General features: G+C 56.3%; 17 protein-coding genes and 1 pseudogene. 9 read left to right on the forward strand and 9 right to left on the reverse strand.

Going from position 1 to position 16,520, the window contains the following annotated elements; genetic code table 11:
• Positions 1-63: 63 nt before the first annotated feature.
• From ACFWW4_RS21445 to ACFWW4_RS21455, 3 genes are all read right to left on the reverse strand, one after another.
• On the reverse strand, positions 64-1,836 hold the full coding sequence (locus ACFWW4_RS21445; protein ID WP_411892710.1) for an SLC13 family permease: 1,773 nt from the start codon (positions 1,834-1,836) through the stop codon (positions 64-66).
• Between the two features lie 78 nt (positions 1,837-1,914).
• Positions 1,915-3,450 (reverse strand): AAA family ATPase, encoded by a 1,536-nt coding sequence (locus ACFWW4_RS21450; protein ID WP_411892711.1) that lies wholly within the window; start codon positions 3,448-3,450, stop codon positions 1,915-1,917.
• Between the two features lie 80 nt (positions 3,451-3,530).
• Entirely contained in the window at positions 3,531-4,691 is a 1,161-nt protein-coding gene (locus ACFWW4_RS21455) for a site-2 protease family protein (protein WP_411892712.1), read from the reverse strand.
• A 114-nt stretch (positions 4,692-4,805) separates the two neighbouring features.
• Here ACFWW4_RS21455 and ACFWW4_RS21460 point away from each other — a divergent pair, with 114 nt between their 5' ends.
• Both ACFWW4_RS21460 and ACFWW4_RS21465 read left to right on the forward strand, forming a co-directional pair.
• Positions 4,806-6,599, forward strand: coding sequence for a PHA/PHB synthase family protein (locus tag ACFWW4_RS21460; RefSeq protein ID WP_411892713.1), 1,794 nt, complete (start codon positions 4,806-4,808; stop codon positions 6,597-6,599).
• Between the two features lie 212 nt (positions 6,600-6,811).
• Entirely contained in the window at positions 6,812-6,973 is a 162-nt protein-coding gene (locus ACFWW4_RS21465) for a hypothetical protein (protein WP_411892714.1), read from the forward strand.
• A 66-nt stretch (positions 6,974-7,039) separates the two neighbouring features.
• Here the strand turns inward: ACFWW4_RS21465 and ACFWW4_RS21470 are convergent, their stop codons facing one another.
• Complete coding sequence (locus ACFWW4_RS21470) at positions 7,040-7,621, reverse strand: EF-hand domain-containing protein (RefSeq protein WP_411892715.1); 582 nt, start codon at positions 7,619-7,621, stop codon at positions 7,040-7,042.
• Between the two features lie 163 nt (positions 7,622-7,784).
• Between ACFWW4_RS21470 and ACFWW4_RS21475 the strand changes: the two genes are divergently transcribed.
• Genes ACFWW4_RS21475 through ACFWW4_RS21485 form a run of 3 tightly spaced genes read left to right on the forward strand, consistent with a single transcriptional unit; the run spans position 7,785 to position 9,296 of the window.
• On the forward strand, positions 7,785-8,795 hold the full coding sequence (locus ACFWW4_RS21475) for a permease (RefSeq protein ID WP_411892716.1): 1,011 nt from the start codon (positions 7,785-7,787) through the stop codon (positions 8,793-8,795).
• A gap of 16 nt (positions 8,796-8,811) precedes the next feature.
• Positions 8,812-9,054, forward strand: coding sequence for a thioredoxin family protein (locus tag ACFWW4_RS21480; protein ID WP_411892717.1), 243 nt, complete (start codon positions 8,812-8,814; stop codon positions 9,052-9,054).
• Entirely contained in the window at positions 9,051-9,296 is a 246-nt protein-coding gene (locus ACFWW4_RS21485) for a hypothetical protein (protein WP_393931354.1), read from the forward strand. The genes ACFWW4_RS21480 and ACFWW4_RS21485 overlap by 4 nt, the downstream gene beginning before the upstream one ends.
• A 21-nt stretch (positions 9,297-9,317) precedes the next feature.
• Here ACFWW4_RS21485 and ACFWW4_RS21490 read toward each other — a convergent pair whose 3' ends face one another.
• From ACFWW4_RS21490 to ACFWW4_RS21500, 3 genes are read right to left on the reverse strand one after another with little or no spacing between them, the layout of a single operon-like run.
• The gene (locus tag ACFWW4_RS21490) at positions 9,318-11,063 is read right to left on the reverse strand and encodes a SulP family inorganic anion transporter (protein ID WP_411892718.1); all 1,746 of its coding nucleotides are present in this window, start codon (positions 11,061-11,063) and stop codon (positions 9,318-9,320) included.
• Positions 11,064-11,074: 11 nt separating this feature from the next.
• Positions 11,075-11,632, reverse strand: coding sequence for a rhodanese-like domain-containing protein (locus ACFWW4_RS21495; RefSeq protein WP_411892719.1), 558 nt, complete (start codon positions 11,630-11,632; stop codon positions 11,075-11,077).
• Positions 11,629-11,952 carry an ArsR/SmtB family transcription factor gene (locus ACFWW4_RS21500; protein ID WP_411892720.1) on the reverse strand — a complete coding sequence of 108 codons (324 nt, stop codon included), beginning with the start codon at positions 11,950-11,952 and terminating at the stop codon, positions 11,629-11,631. Before ACFWW4_RS21500 ends, ACFWW4_RS21495 begins: the two co-directional genes overlap by 4 nt.
• Positions 11,953-12,100: 148 nt before the next feature.
• On the opposite strand from ACFWW4_RS21500, the gene ACFWW4_RS21505 reads away from it, so the two are divergent.
• The 4 genes from ACFWW4_RS21505 (at position 12,101) to ACFWW4_RS21520 (ending at position 13,981) form a co-directional block, all read left to right on the forward strand.
• Positions 12,101-12,964 (forward strand): MBL fold metallo-hydrolase, encoded by an 864-nt coding sequence (locus tag ACFWW4_RS21505; RefSeq protein WP_411892721.1) that lies wholly within the window; start codon positions 12,101-12,103, stop codon positions 12,962-12,964.
• 60 nt (positions 12,965-13,024) lie between these two features.
• Positions 13,025-13,486: a carbonic anhydrase gene (locus tag ACFWW4_RS21510; protein ID WP_411892722.1), complete on the forward strand. Its 462-nt coding sequence runs from the start codon at positions 13,025-13,027 to the stop codon at positions 13,484-13,486.
• A 175-nt stretch (positions 13,487-13,661) separates the two neighbouring features.
• A complete protein-coding gene (locus ACFWW4_RS21515; RefSeq protein ID WP_411892740.1) occupies positions 13,662-13,913 on the forward strand; it encodes a hypothetical protein in 252 nt (83 codons plus the stop codon).
• The gene (locus tag ACFWW4_RS21520) at positions 13,859-13,981 is read left to right on the forward strand and encodes a hypothetical protein (protein ID WP_411892723.1); all 123 of its coding nucleotides are present in this window, start codon (positions 13,859-13,861) and stop codon (positions 13,979-13,981) included. The genes ACFWW4_RS21515 and ACFWW4_RS21520 overlap by 55 nt, the downstream gene beginning before the upstream one ends.
• 452 nt (positions 13,982-14,433) lie before the next feature.
• Here the strand turns inward: ACFWW4_RS21520 and ACFWW4_RS21525 are convergent, their stop codons facing one another.
• Together ACFWW4_RS21525 and ACFWW4_RS21530 are read right to left on the reverse strand one after the other, a co-directional pair.
• Complete coding sequence (locus ACFWW4_RS21525; protein ID WP_411892741.1) at positions 14,434-14,916, reverse strand: hypothetical protein; 483 nt, start codon at positions 14,914-14,916, stop codon at positions 14,434-14,436.
• 16 nt (positions 14,917-14,932) lie between these two features.
• A pseudogene (locus ACFWW4_RS21530) lies at positions 14,933-15,106 on the reverse strand (NAD(P)-dependent oxidoreductase); the annotation flags it as partial.
• Positions 15,107-16,520 lie beyond the last annotated feature (1,414 nt).

The raw sequence follows: 16,520 nt of genomic DNA on the forward strand, positions 1-16,520 counted from the left end.
CATATCGCGTGTTGAGGCATGTCAACCACGACACGGCACGCGGGTTGCCATAGCCTTGGCCAACTACACCGATACCTCGAGCGGCCAGAAAACGGGAACCAGAACCATCAGCAAAACCAACGACATCACGGTCAACGGCAAGCCGGCGCGCGGGAAATCCCTGAAACTGTACTGACCGGGACCATAGACCAGCAACAAGGCTGGCTCGAACGGCGCGATAAACGACAAAGAGGCGGACAAGGTCACCATCACCACAAACGGATGGGGGTCAGCACCCACAAGCGCGGCCATCTCGATCGCGACCGGCAGCAAGGTCAGGGCCGCGGCAGCATTTGACATCGGCTGGGTCAAAAGAATGGTCAGCAGGCCAAGACCCAGCAGCAGCACATGGGGACCATAGCCCCCGAGGACAGCAAGCAACCCGTTCGCAAGCCAGGTGGCAGCACCGGAAGATAGCATTGCCAACCCAAAGCTCGACATGCCGCCGATCAGGATCAAGATGCGCCAGTTGATCATCGCAAAGCTGTCCTGCAGCGTCATCCGACCCGCCAGAACAAGCATCAGCACCGCCAGCAGCAAACCCACCGATAGCGGCAGCACGCCGGTCGTGGCCAGGACAATCGCCATCAACAGCCCCATCAACGTCCACGTGCCTTCGATCTGGGTTGGCGGAAACGGATGCTGGGTGCCCAGTATCGATAACTCCGTGCCATCCTTCAGCGTCGCAATACGGTCACGAGTCCCGGATATCAGCAGCACATCACCGACCTTCAGCCGCATGCGGTCAATGAGAGCCGGGGCCTCCTGTCCTCTGCGGTGCAAGGCGACGATGGTCAGATCAGGCTCTAGCGACAGACGCATCGCCTTGAGCGTTTGACCAATCCAGCGTGCCCCGGGCATTATCACGGCATCAACGACGACCGTCTTCGCCGCAATGTCTGCACTGGCGGCGACGTCCGAGGCGAGGTCCAGTCGTGGATTTCTGATGGCCGTCAGAACCGCATCGCGGGGGCCCGCGACAATAATGCGATCGGCAACCTGCAGTTTGCGCCGGGGATGTGGGCCGACCCGGCCACCCGGTCGGCTGACGGCCAGCGGTTCAAGCGACAGCGATGCGAAGTCGAGCTCTCCGATGGTACTGCCCACGCTTTTCGACCCTTCAGGCACGACCAGCGTTGCCATGAAACGGGTCTGGTCTTCGGGTGCTTCCTCAGCCGATGTCCGGGTGTCTGGCAACAAGAGCGGCCCGAACAGCGTCAAGACGGCAATCCCTGCAAGGCTGATCACCAGCGCCGGCCCGACAAACTCAAAGGTCGAAAAAGGCTCAAGCCCGAACCGTTCGATGACGCCACTTGCCGCCAGATTGGTCGAGGTCCCGATCAGCGTCGCCGATCCACCCATCATCGACGCAAACGCCAAAGGCATCAGAAACCGCCGTGGCTGCGTATCTGTCCGCCTTGCCAAATCGGTCGCCGCCGGGATCAAAACAGCGGTTGTGCTGGTATTGGTGACAAAGCTGGACATGAGCGCCGAAACCGTCATCAGGCTGGCAGATGTGCTTCGCTGGGTCATCTTACGCCGGGCGAAGAGGGTCCGCGTGAAGCGCGCGATCAACCCTGATGCGGTCAACCGATGCGACAACACCATCACGCAGGCAAGCATGACAACTGTTTCACTGGCAAACCCCTGAAATGCCAGGTCCGCGTCCAGCACACCGGTTGCGGCCAGCACGACAACTAAGAGTAGCGCAACCAATTCAATCGGAAGCAACTCGGTCGCCAGCAGGATCATTGCCAGAACGAGAAGCGACAGGACCAGAATGATTTCAATCGTCATGATGTTCACTACGCTGATGACGTAAACTTACCAAGCAACGAGCGGGAATTCGAAACCAACATGATCTTAAGTCCGGGATCATGTACGCAATCGCACTGCGTCAACCGCAATGATTGAAAGGGTTTCGCGCGCAAGCGTGTCCGGATCTTTGGCGGCATCAAGTTTGATCCATTCAATAGGTCCGGTTTCGATAGCCGCCTGTTTGCGCGCGACGGCTGCATCAGCATCCGATGCATCATCGATGCGTCTTTCAACACGTTCAACGCGCGCCTCGGTATCAAGGTCAAGCCACAAGCCGTAGAATTGGCATCCCAAGTCCGCCGCGATGCGACCGACCTCGTCGCGTTCAGCGACCGTACCATGCACCGAATCCAAAATAACAGAATGACCGGCTGACAGAACATGTCGAGCCTTGTCCCGCATGATCCCGTAGACTTTTGCATTGGTCTCTGGCGCATAAGCGCTCGGCGGCAGGTGGGTCAGCGGATCGACCCTGAATAGCGCCTTGCGTTCCAGGTCGCTTCGAATGTGCACCGCACCTGGCCGTCGGCCTATCTCGGCTGCTACCCGCACGGCGAGACTGGTCTTTCCGCTACCGGACAAGCCTCCGACGGCGACGAGCACAGGCTGCTGCGACTGCAAATAGGCCATGGCCTGATCCATGAACCCCACGGCATCGGCGATCAGCGCGGTACTATCTTCCTGAAAACCAGCCGTTTGTGCGTCAACCATGGCCCGGATCGTCGCGCGAACAGCAAGAAATATCGGAAGGGCCGCAAGTCCCGTCAGATGATCATCCGTAGCCCAGCGGGAAAGATAAGCGTTTAGCGTGGCATTCGCCTCATCGCGCAATCCGCGATGCTCCAGGTCCATCAGCAGGAACGCCAGATCATACAAGACGTCGCAGGTGCCAAGCCGTTCATCAAATTCGAGCGCATCGAATGGTGTTGGGATACCGTTCCACATGATGATGTTGCGCAGATGCAAATCACCGTGGCAGCGTCGGACCCAACCCGCCCGTCCTCTTTCACGCATCAAGGATGCGGATCGAACAAGCGCATGGCGCAGTTCCTTTAGCAGCACTTGCGTGCGGCTTTGTTCAAGGATGTCCGCCAGGCCAGACAACACCCGATCAAGCTCGTCAATGATCTCCTCGATAAGAACGGCACCATCTTCGGATATCGCTGGGGCTTCGCGGTGATATGTGGCGATGGACTGGCCAAGGGCATCGGCGATGACAGTATCAACGCGACCGTGATCAGCCATAACGGACAATTCCGCCTCTTCTGAAAATCGGACCATGCGCAATACCCATTCAACGACTTCGCCAGTTCCATTCATGCTTAGTCGGCCTGGGGCATCCTTCGTAATCGGCACAACATCTCGATAAAGCCCAGGCGCCGCACGGGAATTCAGTGCGATTTCGCGTTGCAGCATCTCGCGGCGCAGATCTAACGTTGAAAAGTCGAGGTAGTCGTACTTAACCGCACGCTTCAATTTGAGCGCTTCAGACGGATACAGCGCAACAATTGCAGCGTGGGTCTGGATGATCTTTTGGGCACCCGGTTCCAACTGTTCAAGAAACGCGATTACGTCAGTCTGGTCATCAACCATATCGCCGCCTCTCTCTTGCGCGGGCCGCTTGAATGAGCTCGGACAGCGGGCCGCGCTGAGCCCGGTGTTGTTGGGCTCGCTTATGCATGCGGGTCGCCCTGCGTTGCATCAGGCCCCAGCGCGTTCAAAAGGCTGATGTAATCAATCAGATCTGCCAGCGTAATCACGCCCAACAAAGTATCATCACGCACGACCAGGTATTTTCGGCGTTTCTCTTTCGTGATCCGCGCGAGGAAATCCCCGAGCGCCAGGTCGGGCGCGACAGCATTCGACTGATCAACGGGAACAAGAACGTCGCCCACCAGTGTCGAGGCCCATGTGTCACGATCCGTTTGCTGGATGATTTCGCCATCGACATAGCCCAGCAATTTGTCGCGCCGCAGAACCGGCACAAAACTGGTCCGGTATGGCAACATTGTCTCGTCAACTAGCTCCTCCAAAGTCTGGTCAGGTCGGACGCAGCGTGGGGTGGGCGTCATCAGATCACGCACCGTCTTGCCCTTCAAACCTGCCGTGATGCGCGTCTGCTGGTACGCAGCTTTCGCAGATGCGAGCACAAAAAAACCTATAAAGATAAGCCACAGCGCGCCGATCCCCTGACCGGACATAAGGCTCAGAGTACCCAGGCCAATCAGGCCATATGCGATCATGGTGCCCAAATGACTGGCGCGCCGGGTTGCATCCAGCAGGTCACCACTTTTGTTCCACAACAACGCGCGGTAAACCCGGCCGCCATCCATCGGAAATGCGGGGAACATGTTAAAGACAGCCAGCAGAAGATTGACGAAAGCAAGATAGGAAAAAAGTGCGGGCACGACATTTGAGGTCAGCAGCAGCTGCGCCAGAGCACCGGCCAACCAGAACCCAAAGGCCAGTACAAAGCTCGTCACCGGGCCCACAATGGCGATCCAGAACTCCGCGCCTGCTGTTTTGGGCTCGCTTTCCAATTCTGCGACGCCGCCAAAAACGAAGAGCGTGATACCCTTGATTTTCACGCCAAGCCTTCGGGCGACCAGACTGTGCGCAAGCTCATGCAGCACCAGCGACCCAAAAAACCCGAGTGCCCCGAAAATCGCTAGCAGCAAATAGGTTTCACCGGTCTGGTCGGGAACGGAAAGCGGAAAGTAGCCTTGCGAAAGACTCCAGACGATCAGGGTGACAATCAGCAACCAACTGGGATCAACCCGGACGTCGAACCCGGCAAGCCTGAAGACTGTAAATGCATTCGAAAACAGTGGCACAACCTCCTAGCTGGTCACCATACCTACATTGTTTCCGGCATGGTCCGTTGATCTCGCTCAATCATCAAAGCCTGTCCCGCGCCTAGTTTCATTCCGACAACAAGGGGATGTCCAATGACCGCGACAAAGCGCAAGAAAGGCAATCTGGCCGTTGTGCCGGTTCCATTGCCGCCCGCAAAGCAGACCACCAGGCATCCACATCAGAATCTTGATCGGGCCATAAGGGCAGCAATGGCACGGCTGACCGGTGGGATTTCTCCGCATTCGGTGACCGAAGCATGGAGCGATTGGGCCATGCATCTGGCCAGGTCCCCGGGCCGTCAACTGGAACTGATGGAGCGCGCGCAAGACAATTCGGTCAAGATGATGCGCTATACAACCGAGACCCTGACGGGAAAAGACGCAGAACACCCTTTTACCCCCAATCCCCACGATCACCGTTTCCAAGATCCAGCTTGGAACAAGGCGCCATTCAATCTTTGGCAACAGGGCTTTCTGGCTGTGCAGGATTGGTGGGCTCATGCCACGCAACCCGTGCGGGGCTTGCAAAAGCAGGATGCCGACAGAACACAGTTTCAGACCCGGCAAATGCTTGATCTGCTGTCACCATCCAATTTTCCATGGATGAATCCCGAAATCATCGCGGCAACCGCGAAACAGGGCGGCAGGAACCTGGTCGATGGCGCCACACTTTTCACCCACGACATGTTCCAGACGCTAACCCAGTCACACGAACCCGCGCCCGAGGGGTATCAGATTGGCATCGATCTTGCCCAAACGCCTGGGAAGGTGGTTTACCGCAATCATCTATTCGAATTACTGCAGTATTCGCCCCAAACACCGAAAGTGCAGGCAGAGCCTGTTTTGTTCGTACCTGCCTGGATCATGAAGTATTACGTTCTTGACCTGTCGCCGTATAACTCGATGGTGAAATACCTTTTGGATCAAGGCTTTACCGTGTTCATGATCTCGTGGTGCAACCCAACCGCCGACCAATCAGACTTATCGCTCGAGGATTACCGCAAGGACGGCGTTCTGAAAGCGTTGGATGCGATCAATACCATCGTACCGGGGCAGAAGGTCCATGCCAACGGCTATTGCCTGGGGGGCACCCTGCTGTCGATCGCAGCCGCCACCATGGCCCGGGATGGCGATGACCGTCTGGCTTCGATCACCCTGATGGCGGCGCAGGTAGATTTCAGTGAAGCGGGCGAATTGCTTCTGTTTGTCGATGAAAGTCAGGTCGCGTTCGTCGAGGACATGATGTGGGAACAGGGCTATCTTGACCGCCCGCAGATGGCGCGAACATTCGCATCCATCCGAGCCGAAGACCTGATCTATACCCGTGCGGTCAATCGGTATTTTCTGGGTAAAGAGGACCTTCCGACAGATCTGGGGGTCTGGAATGGCGATACAACGCGCATGCCCGCCCGGATGCATTCGGAATACCTGCGCGGACTCTTTCTAGAGAACCGGCTGACTGCGGGCCGTTTCGCGGTTGAGGGGCGAGTGATCGCGCTGAAGGATATTGCCGTCCCGATGTTTGTTGTGGCAACGGAAACGGATCACATCGCTCCCTGGAGGTCCGTCTACAAGACACGGCTTTTCACGGATTGCGACCTGAGGTTTGTATTGACAAAGGGTGGCCACAACGGTGGCATCCTTAGCGAGCCGGGCCATGCAAGACGCCACTTCCGCATGGACGACCGCCCAAGCGGTGCACATTACATCGGCCCTGATGCATGGCTTTCCCAGACGTCCCCCAAGCCGGGTTCGTGGTGGCCCAGCTATGCCGAATGGCTTGTCGCCAAAAGCAGCGGGAAAGTGGTGCCTCTGACAATCGGCGCCGCGGAAGATGGCCTTCCACCGTTGGAGGAAGCGCCGGGCACATATATTCATCAGGTTTAGACGCCCTGTCCATATCTCAAGTTTGTCATCACTTCTGGCTACGCCGAACAGGCAACCCTACCAAATGGCGGGACCTTGTGGTCGCGCAAGCCATATAACTTGCTGGAAATAGACACGAAGTATCGTGAGGTGTTGGACCGAGAATCCAGACATTCGTCGCATGGCAAAAAAATGGTCACTTCGGGCTCAGAGCAACTCATTGCAGATGCGGCGTGATCGAGGTTGAGGGCGGTTTGGAACCTGCCGTTCGCCTCGCAAGCTATGCTGAGAAAATGGCGGAGATAACGCTTGGGCCTGACATTAAGTACGCCAAGCTGCAAAAGCCCTATCACATGGCTGATCTGGCCAGCGCTTTGACGCAGGCGCTTTCCTAGAGCCGACAACATCGCAAGCCCGTCTTGTCACTACCAAGTTTTGGTGAACACTTAGGCGCTCTACAATTAGAACGGCCTCTGCTGCGCTCGAAATTCCCAAACGGTGACGTTGCCATCGCTGTTGGCGTCAGCAGCTTCAAAGTTTTCCTGCGCGATTGCCATAAACTCTGCCAATGTCACATGCGTGTCGCCGTCGGCGTCCATCGTCTTAAAGCGCGCGATGCGGTTGACATAAAGCCGTTCAGTATTGCTCCGGCCCCGCGGCATGGATGTTGGCGCGCTGTCCAGATATTCATCCTCAGAAATCTGGCCGTCTTCATCACTGTCAAACAAGGCGAACCCAGCTCCTGCATGATGTGAAGCCTCCGAGGCGCTGACGATACCATCCGCATTTGTATCAACAGGGCGCGCCATCACGTTTATCCCACCAAAGTTGCCAAACGGCATGAACTGGATTTGGTCGTCATTGTCATCATCATCTGCAAAAGTAGGCGTTGCGCTTGCCAATGCGGCCATCACCGCAGTTGCCGCTAACGCGCTATAAAGTCTAAGGTAACGGTTCATTATTTGTCCTTTCTGGATTCCAAAGATAGCGCGCTCTAAAGGTCGAACGCTTCTGACGCTCTGACTGTCTTGCAGCGAGATCACGGATTGATTCAGCGCTTCGGCTCAGCGCCAGTTCGTCAAGCGAACAGTCTAAAAGATACGTAAGCCACCGATCTGATTTGGGATTGATCAATATCAACGCTAAGGCGCGTCAGGCCACTTAGACCCAATCCGACCGCAACATGCCCCGGCGCAGAGTCCTCCCATGCAAGAGATAATCATCTGGCTTAACGATCAATTGCTGCGCATGCAGTGGCTGTCGGATTTGGTAACGCTTTTGGTGCGGGACGGCTTTGGGTTGGATACAGCTGGGCGGATCGGCGGCAGCGTTCATTTCTTCATCTATGATGTGATCAAGATCTTCATCCTGCTGTCCGTTCTGATTTTCAGTATCTCTTATGTGCAAAGCTATTTCCCGCCGGAACGCACCCGCCGGATTTTGGGGGAAAGACAGGGATTGTGGGCCAATACGGTCGCCGCCCTGCTGGGGACGATCACGCCCTTTTGTTCGTGTTCGTCCATCCCGCTTTTCATCGGGTTCACCAGTGCCGGTTTGCCACTGGCGGTCACCTTTTCTTTCCTGATTTCATCGCCGCTGGTTGATCTGGCCTCGGTGATCTTACTGGCCAGCATTTTTAACTGGTCCATCGCCTTGGCATACGTGGTCATCGGGCTGGTCTTGGCTGTCTTGGGTGGCACCTTGATCGGACGGCTGAGGCTGGAGGATCAGGTCGAAGACTTCGTTTACCAGAGCCCGGTCAGTGACCATGACAATGACGGTGCAATCAGCCGACGCGAAAGGCTGACCTATGCTATCGAACAGGTCACTGAGATCGCTGGGCGGGTGTGGCTATATGTTCTGATCGGTGTCGGGATTGGCGCGGCTATCCACAACTGGATCCCCGAAGGGTTTATCTCGGCGCTGTTGGGGCAGGACAAATGGTGGTCCGTTCTGGTCGCGACAATCGCGGGCGTTCCGATGTATGCGGACATTTTTGGGACGCTACCGATTGCAGAGGCCTTGGTTCAAAGAGGTGTTGGTCTGGGGACTGCGTTGACGTTTATGATGGCTGTGACCGCGCTGTCGTTACCGTCGATGATCATGCTCAAGCGGGTGGTCAAGCTACCGCTGCTGGCGGTCTTCATCGGGATCGTCACCGTCGGGATCATTCTGATCGGTTACATCTTTAACGCAACTGCACATCTCTTTGTCTGACGAAAGGACGCAAGCAATGAACATCAAGATACTGGGGTCCGGCTGCAAGAAATGCGTAGCCTTGGCCGAGAATGCCACCGCTGCAGCACAGGCCGAAGGCGTCGATGCCGAGATTGAAAAGGTGACCGATATCATAGCCATTGCGGGCTATGGGATCATGTCGACCCCCGGTCTGGTGATCGACGAAAAGGTTGTATCAAGCGGGCGTGTTTTGACTGTGGCCGACATCGGAATCCTTCTGCAGGAGGCTGCAGCATGACGCAGCACAAACACTGCTACGGCACGATGTTTCACGACAGCCTGCATTTTTCTGTCAATGACCAGATGCAAGGCAAGGTCTTTTCGTTTGAGCTAGACAGCGCCGGGCTGGCGCGATCGGGCCGCAGCATCCAAACGGATATCACCGAATGGGATGACTGCCTTGCATGTCCAGAGTTTGCCCATTGCTACAAGCTGTGCATGGCGAAACTGGCCTTAGAAAACGCGATCTCACGGAGCTGATGGTGATTTGTGCGGCCAGGCTCAGGCGGCCTTTGCCCCAAGACTGGCCTTCAGATCTGCAATCGCCTCATGTGTGCTAAGATAGACATGGCCCTGACCCAAGGTGTCTTCAAAATCAACGCGCTGTAGCTTGTCCATAACAGGCCCTTTCACTTCGGCCATGTGCAGTGTGACACCGGAGTCGTTCAGCCGCTCAATCAGTGTCTCCAGCGTCTCTAATGCACTGGCATCGATGAAGTTGACTGCAGACATGATCAGCACCAAGTGGTTGATCTGCGGTTGATCCGCGACACGGGCCAGCAACTCATCCTCAAGGTAGGCCGTATTGGCAAAATAGAGGCTTTCGTCGACCCGCACGATCAGGATGTCTTCATCGGTGTGCACCTTGTGGCGCAGCACGTTGCGGAAGTGCTCGGTCTCGCCGACCCGTCCGACCACAGCGATGTGGGGGCGGCTGGTCCGATAAAGATACAGCGCGATGGACAGACCGGCACCGATGACGATACCCAATTCAATACCGATGGTCAGCACCGCCACGAAGGTCACGATCAGCGACAGAGCGTCGGTTTTGTTATAGGCCCAAGTCTCGCGCACGATCTTGAAATCGATCAAGTTGGCTACGGCCACCACGATAACTGCGGCCAGCGTCGCTTTCGGCAGGAAGTAGAGCAGGGGGGTTAGCAACAGAACTGTGATCCCGACCAACACTGCAGTGATGATAGAGGCCAATGGCGTGACAGCGCCTGCTGTAAAGTTCACCAAGGATCGGCTGAAGCCACCGGTGACAGGATAGCCCCCGGTGAATGATGCCCCGATATTGGCCGCACCAAGGGCCACCAGTTCCTGATTGGCGTCGATTTTTTGACGACGTTTACTGGCGAGCGATTTCGCGACCGAGACGCTTTCCAGAAAGCCAACGAGTGAGATCAGCAGTGCGGCTGGCAGCATTTGCTGCATCAATGAAAGATCGAATGCGGGCATTGCGAAGGGCGGCAGACCTGCGGGGATATCGGCGACGATACTGACGCTTGCGCTTTGATTCAGGCCAAAGAACCAGACCGCCAAGGTTGTGACCAGCACGGCTACCAACGGGCCTGATTTGGATACAGCATCAGTCACCGACGCGTTGACGCCTGCACCTTTCATCCACCCAGCCATGCGGCCTTTCCAGACCAGCAAGATCGTCAGCGATACGGCTGCAATGCCGAAGGTGGCAAGATTAATTTGGCTGATATGGGTGATTGCATGCCCAATTGTTTCAGTAATCAGGTGACTGCGCGGGATATCAAAGCCCAGAAGGTGTTTGAGTTGTGAAAACCCGATGACCAGTGCCGCAGCACTGGAAAATCCGGATATGACCGGATGGCTGAGAAAGTTCACGAGAAAACCCAACTGCGCCAACCCCATCCCCAGCAGGATCGCCCCGCTGAGGAATGCCAAAAGCACAGCCCCGGCGACGTAGCCTACAGACCCGGCTTCGGCCAGGGTGCCCAAGGTTGTGGCGACCATCAACGAGACGATGGCCACTGGTCCCACGGCCAGCGCGCGGCTGCTCCCCAACAACCCGTAGAAAACCAGCGGGACGATGCTGGCATACAGGCCCACCTCTGGTGGCAGACCGGCCAGCAGGGCATAGGCCATGCCCTGCGGCACCAACATAATCGCTACAATCAGACCGGCCATGCCATCGTTGGCCAGCATTTGACGGTTATACCCCGGCATCCACTCCAGAATAGGCAGATACCTTTTCAGCATCCCGGTCTGCATCGGTCTTCTCCTTACGCTCTGGCTGCAGTGGGCAAACCTTGTTGGCTTGCAATGATGCGGTTCCAAGGCATGTGCTTGAGTATGGTCGCCATCGCGCAATTGCCTGTGATCCCCGCCTGGGTCAGGCCCGCGCCGACAAAGGCACTAATGGCTGCGAACCAAGGGTTGATCAGCACGGCCAGTACGATGCCCAGCAGGACAAGGCTGCCTGCGGTGATCTGCACTTGTCGCATAATGCTGATCGGCGCCTTGGCGTTTTCGTTTACAGGCAAACCAGCAGCGCGCCAGGCTTGAATGCCGCCCTCCAACTGATAGGCCTCCCGGAAACCGGTTTGTAGGATCTGAGCTGCGGATGCTTCGGTGCGGCCACCGCTGCGGCAGTGAAACACGGCTATCTTGTCGTGCTCCTGCGGGAAATCTTCAGGGTTGAAACCTGACAGGGGAACAAGATGTGCTTCGGGGACGTGTTCCTTGATGTATTCATCCGGTTCACGCACGTCGATCAGAACGGCCTTGCCTTCGTGCATCCATTTTTGAGCGGTTCTTGGGTCAATTTTTTTCAGAGTCATTGGGCAGTCTCCTTGGTCCCTGCGCCATCAGCACAGTAGGTGTCATATAAAAACGCCAGCATTCTCCCGATGTCGTCACGCACAATGCGGTAGTACATCGTTTGCCCTTCACGCCTGGCCTTCACGATCCGTTCGCGCCGCAAGACGGCTAACTGCTGGGATACGGCCGTATCACGGGAACCAATGGCTTCCGCGAGTTGCCCCACCGACTTTTCGCTTTCGGTCAGCAGGCAAAGGATCATCAGGCGACTGCGATTGGACAGTAGCGTCATGATTTCGCAGATATCGTCTGCGGTCGTTTGTATTTCTTTTATATTCATACTTGCGCAGATAAGAAGACATTCCTATCTCGTCAAGGGCAAGGCGGTACTTTCCCGAACCTACCCGGCAAACGGGACCTGAAACTGAGAATGATCAATCAGGGGCGGGGAAAGACCGTTCACAATGAAACAAGGAAGGAGTCCCGATATGACCCCCGAAGTAAAAGCATTCTTTGATGAACCCACCAATACGGTGTCCTATGTGGTCAAAGACCCAAACAGCCAACACTGTGCGATCCTTGATTCTGTGCTCGACTTTGACCCAAAGTCAGGCCGTACCAGCACAGCGTCAGCCGACGACATTATATCTTACGTCCAAGAGAACGATCTGAAGGTGCAGTGGATTTTGGAAACCCACGCCCATGCCGACCATCTCAGCGCCGCCCCCTATCTGAAGGAAAAATTGGGCGGGACCACCGGGGTTGGGGCGCATATCAAGGACGTGCAGGACGTTTTTGCCAAGGTCTTTAACGTAGAGAAAGGCTTTCAGACCGATGGCAGCCAGTTTGAACATCTGTTTGAGGATGGTGAGGAATTCACCGTTGGCGGCATGACGATCAAGTCGATGCATACGCCTGGCCACACCCCCGCCTGCATGACCTATGTTGCCGGTGACGCGGCCTTTGTGGGCGATACGCTTTTCATGCCTGATTATGGCACGGCACGCGCCGATTTCCCCGGTGGAGATGCGCGTGTGATGTACCGTTCAATCCAGAAAATCCTCGCCCTGCCGGATGAGACGACACTTTACATGTGCCACGACTACAAAGCGCCCGGTCGGGATGAATACAAGTGGGAAACCACTGTCGGCGAAGAGCGGACCAAGAATGTCCATATCGGCGCGGACCAGACTGAGGATGAGTTTGTCGCAATGCGCGAAGCGCGTGATGCGACACTGTCGATGCCGACGCTTATTCTGCCATCCGTGCAGGTGAACATCCGCGCCGGAGAGATGCCACCGGCAGAAGACAACGGCGTGTCCTACCTCAAAGTGCCGATCAACCAGCTTTGATTGTGCAAGGCGCGGGGCGGCGACAGACCGCCCCGCCACACATTCGACAGGAGCAAAGCCATGGATATGGCAATGGAAAAGCCGCAAAACGCACCGGACTCGTCACATCAGACCGAGGCTTTGGTGCTCAATTGCATGGACTATCGTCTGATCACCCCGGTTGCGGACTACCTCGCGGCGCGTGGCTTGCGGGGCAAATACGACCAGATCGTGCTGGCTGGTGGTGCCATTGGCGTCATGGCGGATGAAACTAGCGCCTGGGCCGAAACCTTCTGGCAACACGTCAAACTGGCCCGTAATCTGCACGGCATTCGCAAGATCATCGTGATCGACCACCGTGATTGCGGTGCTTGCAAGGCCTTTGTCGGTCAGGACTGTGCAGATGAACGCGAGGGGGAAACTGCGATCCATATGGTCTGGATGGAAGCGCTGGCGGACGAGATACGAACGCGTGAACCTGTTCTTGAGGTGGAGCTGTTGTTGATGGATCTGGACGGGACTGTTGAACGACTTGACGCATGAGACCTGTGAAGTTGTTTCCAGTCTGACGGCTATCGGAGAGAAACGCGGCGAAGCCCGACAAGGTACTGTTCTCGGTTTTCGCAACACGACAGAGTCGCTGCTCGTATCTAAAGTGACGCGTTGACTTGCATCAAAGAGAGAGGAGAGAGGCAGCTGAACTAGGTAGTCCAAATTCATGAACATTCTTGCCGACTACGATCATCCGACCACCAAAGAATTGGCTGCTCGTTTGACGCAGTTCGAGACCACAGTGCGCGGCAAACTCGAACGAATTTTCCACCATGTTCGCGACGATATCCAGTTCGGCTTCCCAATGGACGGTGACTACGTGAAAGCGTGGGGCACGGGCAATGCAACACGAAGGCCACGCTGTTGCCCGCCCCTTGCAAGGCGACCGGGATTCCTGCGCGCATCCACTTCTCGCTGATCTCCAAGGATATCCAAAAGGGTTTCTTTACCGGGGTCGCCTATCGGCTGAAGCAACGGCGGTTTTAGAGAGGCAATTCAATACATCAGTCGCTAGTTCCGAGAGTTTGCTAACTTTATAGAGGCGCGAACAGTCTCCTCAGAGATTGCCGGCCGAAGCGCTCCTGGATTGCCACTACCACGCCAAGCGCGCGCTATCTATCCGGCGGGTCGGTGAAGACAATGACCAGCATCGTGCCCAGCGTCCAGCTGGCAAAGGGCGCGACGATGGTGGTGGTATGCTCATGAAGCCGCCAAAAAAAACCTACCAGTGCGACAACTGTGTCAAGCGCTCAGGCAAACCCGATCAGTTCTTTTCGCTTCCTTTTATACTCGTTGTCCATGCCCTTTCCCGATGCGATTGCGTGCCCAGAGTGCCACTGCTGGAGGGCAAGGCACCAATTGTGAACATGCGGACGAGTGCGACCGACCCCATCCAAGCCCATAGCCAAAGCGGGCAAAGGCAGTCCAGACCCCTCTCTTCACGCTTGGTTCGCCACGTCACCGGAGCGCTGTTCATGAGGCCTGGAATGCGACAACGCTGACGCACTCTTGCAGCTTACGGTGGCTGGCGCTTCTCGGATAAGGCTGTCGTCGATCAGCGCATGGACCATGAACATGGCGAAGCCTGTGCGTCGGGTCGGATTGCTCGCCAGCACCGGAGCGCTTACATGGCGTGACCAGACGGGTAATACCTCGCTGTCGCCTTCTTCGAGATCCGAGCCACGCACCAATGTCCAGTTCGTGTCAGAGACAAAGATGCGGCGGCACGCCTCCTTTTGGTCACGAAGATCGGCAAAGCGCAACAAACGCGCCAGCGGCCCGAAGATGGTGATGAACAGCTTCAGACGCCATGGATACACATCGACGCCGTCCCGGCTGATGTGCCAGCCACAGGAAAAGACCAGTCGCGTCCGGATCTGCAAAATCCAAAACCGCCTGCGCCGTACCGGTGGCATAGCCATCTACACCCCAAGGCACGAGAACACAAAGCACGCCGTCGCAGCCTGACACGGCCTGGCGTACAACTTCGCGGTCGTTGGTTTGCCCAGGAAAGGCCGTGATCCGCGCTCCAAAACGGTCGAGCTTGTGGACGCCTTGTCCCCGACAGATGCCGACCATTTTGTGACCGCGGGTCAGGGCGTGCTCCGCCATGAATTGTCCCAGCTTGCCGGATATTCCGATGATGCAGACGCGTTTCAAGGCTGCCTCCCCAAAGCGTACCAGCGCAGACGTCGTCGGGCCAAATTGCAATCCTGTTAGGTGGTTTGCCGATGTGCTCGTTGATAAACATCAATCGCTTCGGGTTTCCAAATTAGTGAATCACCTGTTCGATTGGCTTCGCTGACAAGGGCTTTCGCGGCGCGACAGTCTGCTTCCATCGCTTAGATAATGGACCGATACTCGCACTAATTTTCTGGCTTAGCACATGCGATACGAGTTCATGTTTCCGTTCTGACGATAGACCTTCGCGGGTCTACAAATGCCCATGTGCCGACATTCATATACGGCAACCATATGGCAGCAAATCCCGCATTTACGACATTTGCCTTCAGCGCAGCGAAGGTCGGCTTTCACTGATTGCCGGATCAGTCTCTTGTCAAAACGTCTCCTGACACGACGAGCAAGGGCTGCTATCGCCCCCTACCCCTAGCCGACCTTCAATTCACTGAATCCTGGGTCAGGGCGCCGTGGGACAAATGACTACTCACTGTTGCAGGGTTAGCGAAATCCTTAATTCGCTCCGGTTTCAACGCGCCTCAATGTAACCAACTCTGCGCAACCGCTAAACGTCCGACATAGTGCGCCAGAAGGCGATTTCATGTTGCATACACAGTGCACAGACACTACTCAACTTATTAATTCTACACACAAAACAATCCAATCTATCATGGGGCCACAAGATAATATCGCCGCCGCAGTGGCTGCGTTGTTGGTCATTCCTAATTCTCCCATGGTCCGCGATCCAGTTTTCGTGACCATGTTGCACACATACTACACACGAATTGGGGCAGTCTAGCCCCCGAGGGCGCCCCTCGTCAGAGGACCGTTCCAGCAGCGCAGTGCATTGCACGAGGGATGTGGGCCATCGCTCAAAAAAGACTGCTCCGTCTCCAATATCGCCGGCCGCTAGGGGCAAGGCTGCCAGCTCGCCGGGTGGAGAAAGCACCACCGAGGTTTCGGGAGTAACACCCATTCCGGTCGTTGTGGCGTGTATTCGAGCCATCAACGTTCGGCCGATCGAGTAGAGACCCGCACCGACACAATCCAACCAAGCATCGGCAACCCGGTTCGCCTCCTCCGAGTCTTGCGGATTTGAAGCCACGAACTGTTCGTATTCACCGCTCCATGCCGCGTGGGAATCGTCTCTGGCCAGAAACCGCAGGAGTTTCTTTGCATCCGGAAGAGCTTTTTTTTCCGGTCGAATTCCCGCGCCCGTTACGATGGCCGTCATCCAGCCATCGACCGTGGCGACCTGGACAGGACCGTCCCGTTTCCGACACGCCCTTCCAAAAGGTCTGCAGAGATCGGTTCCATTTCGGGATCTAAACCCTGGCATGTCTGACGA

This window comes from Yoonia sp. SDW83-1, from assembly GCF_046762885.1.
In the GTDB taxonomy this organism is placed as follows: domain Bacteria; phylum Pseudomonadota; class Alphaproteobacteria; order Rhodobacterales; family Rhodobacteraceae; genus Yoonia.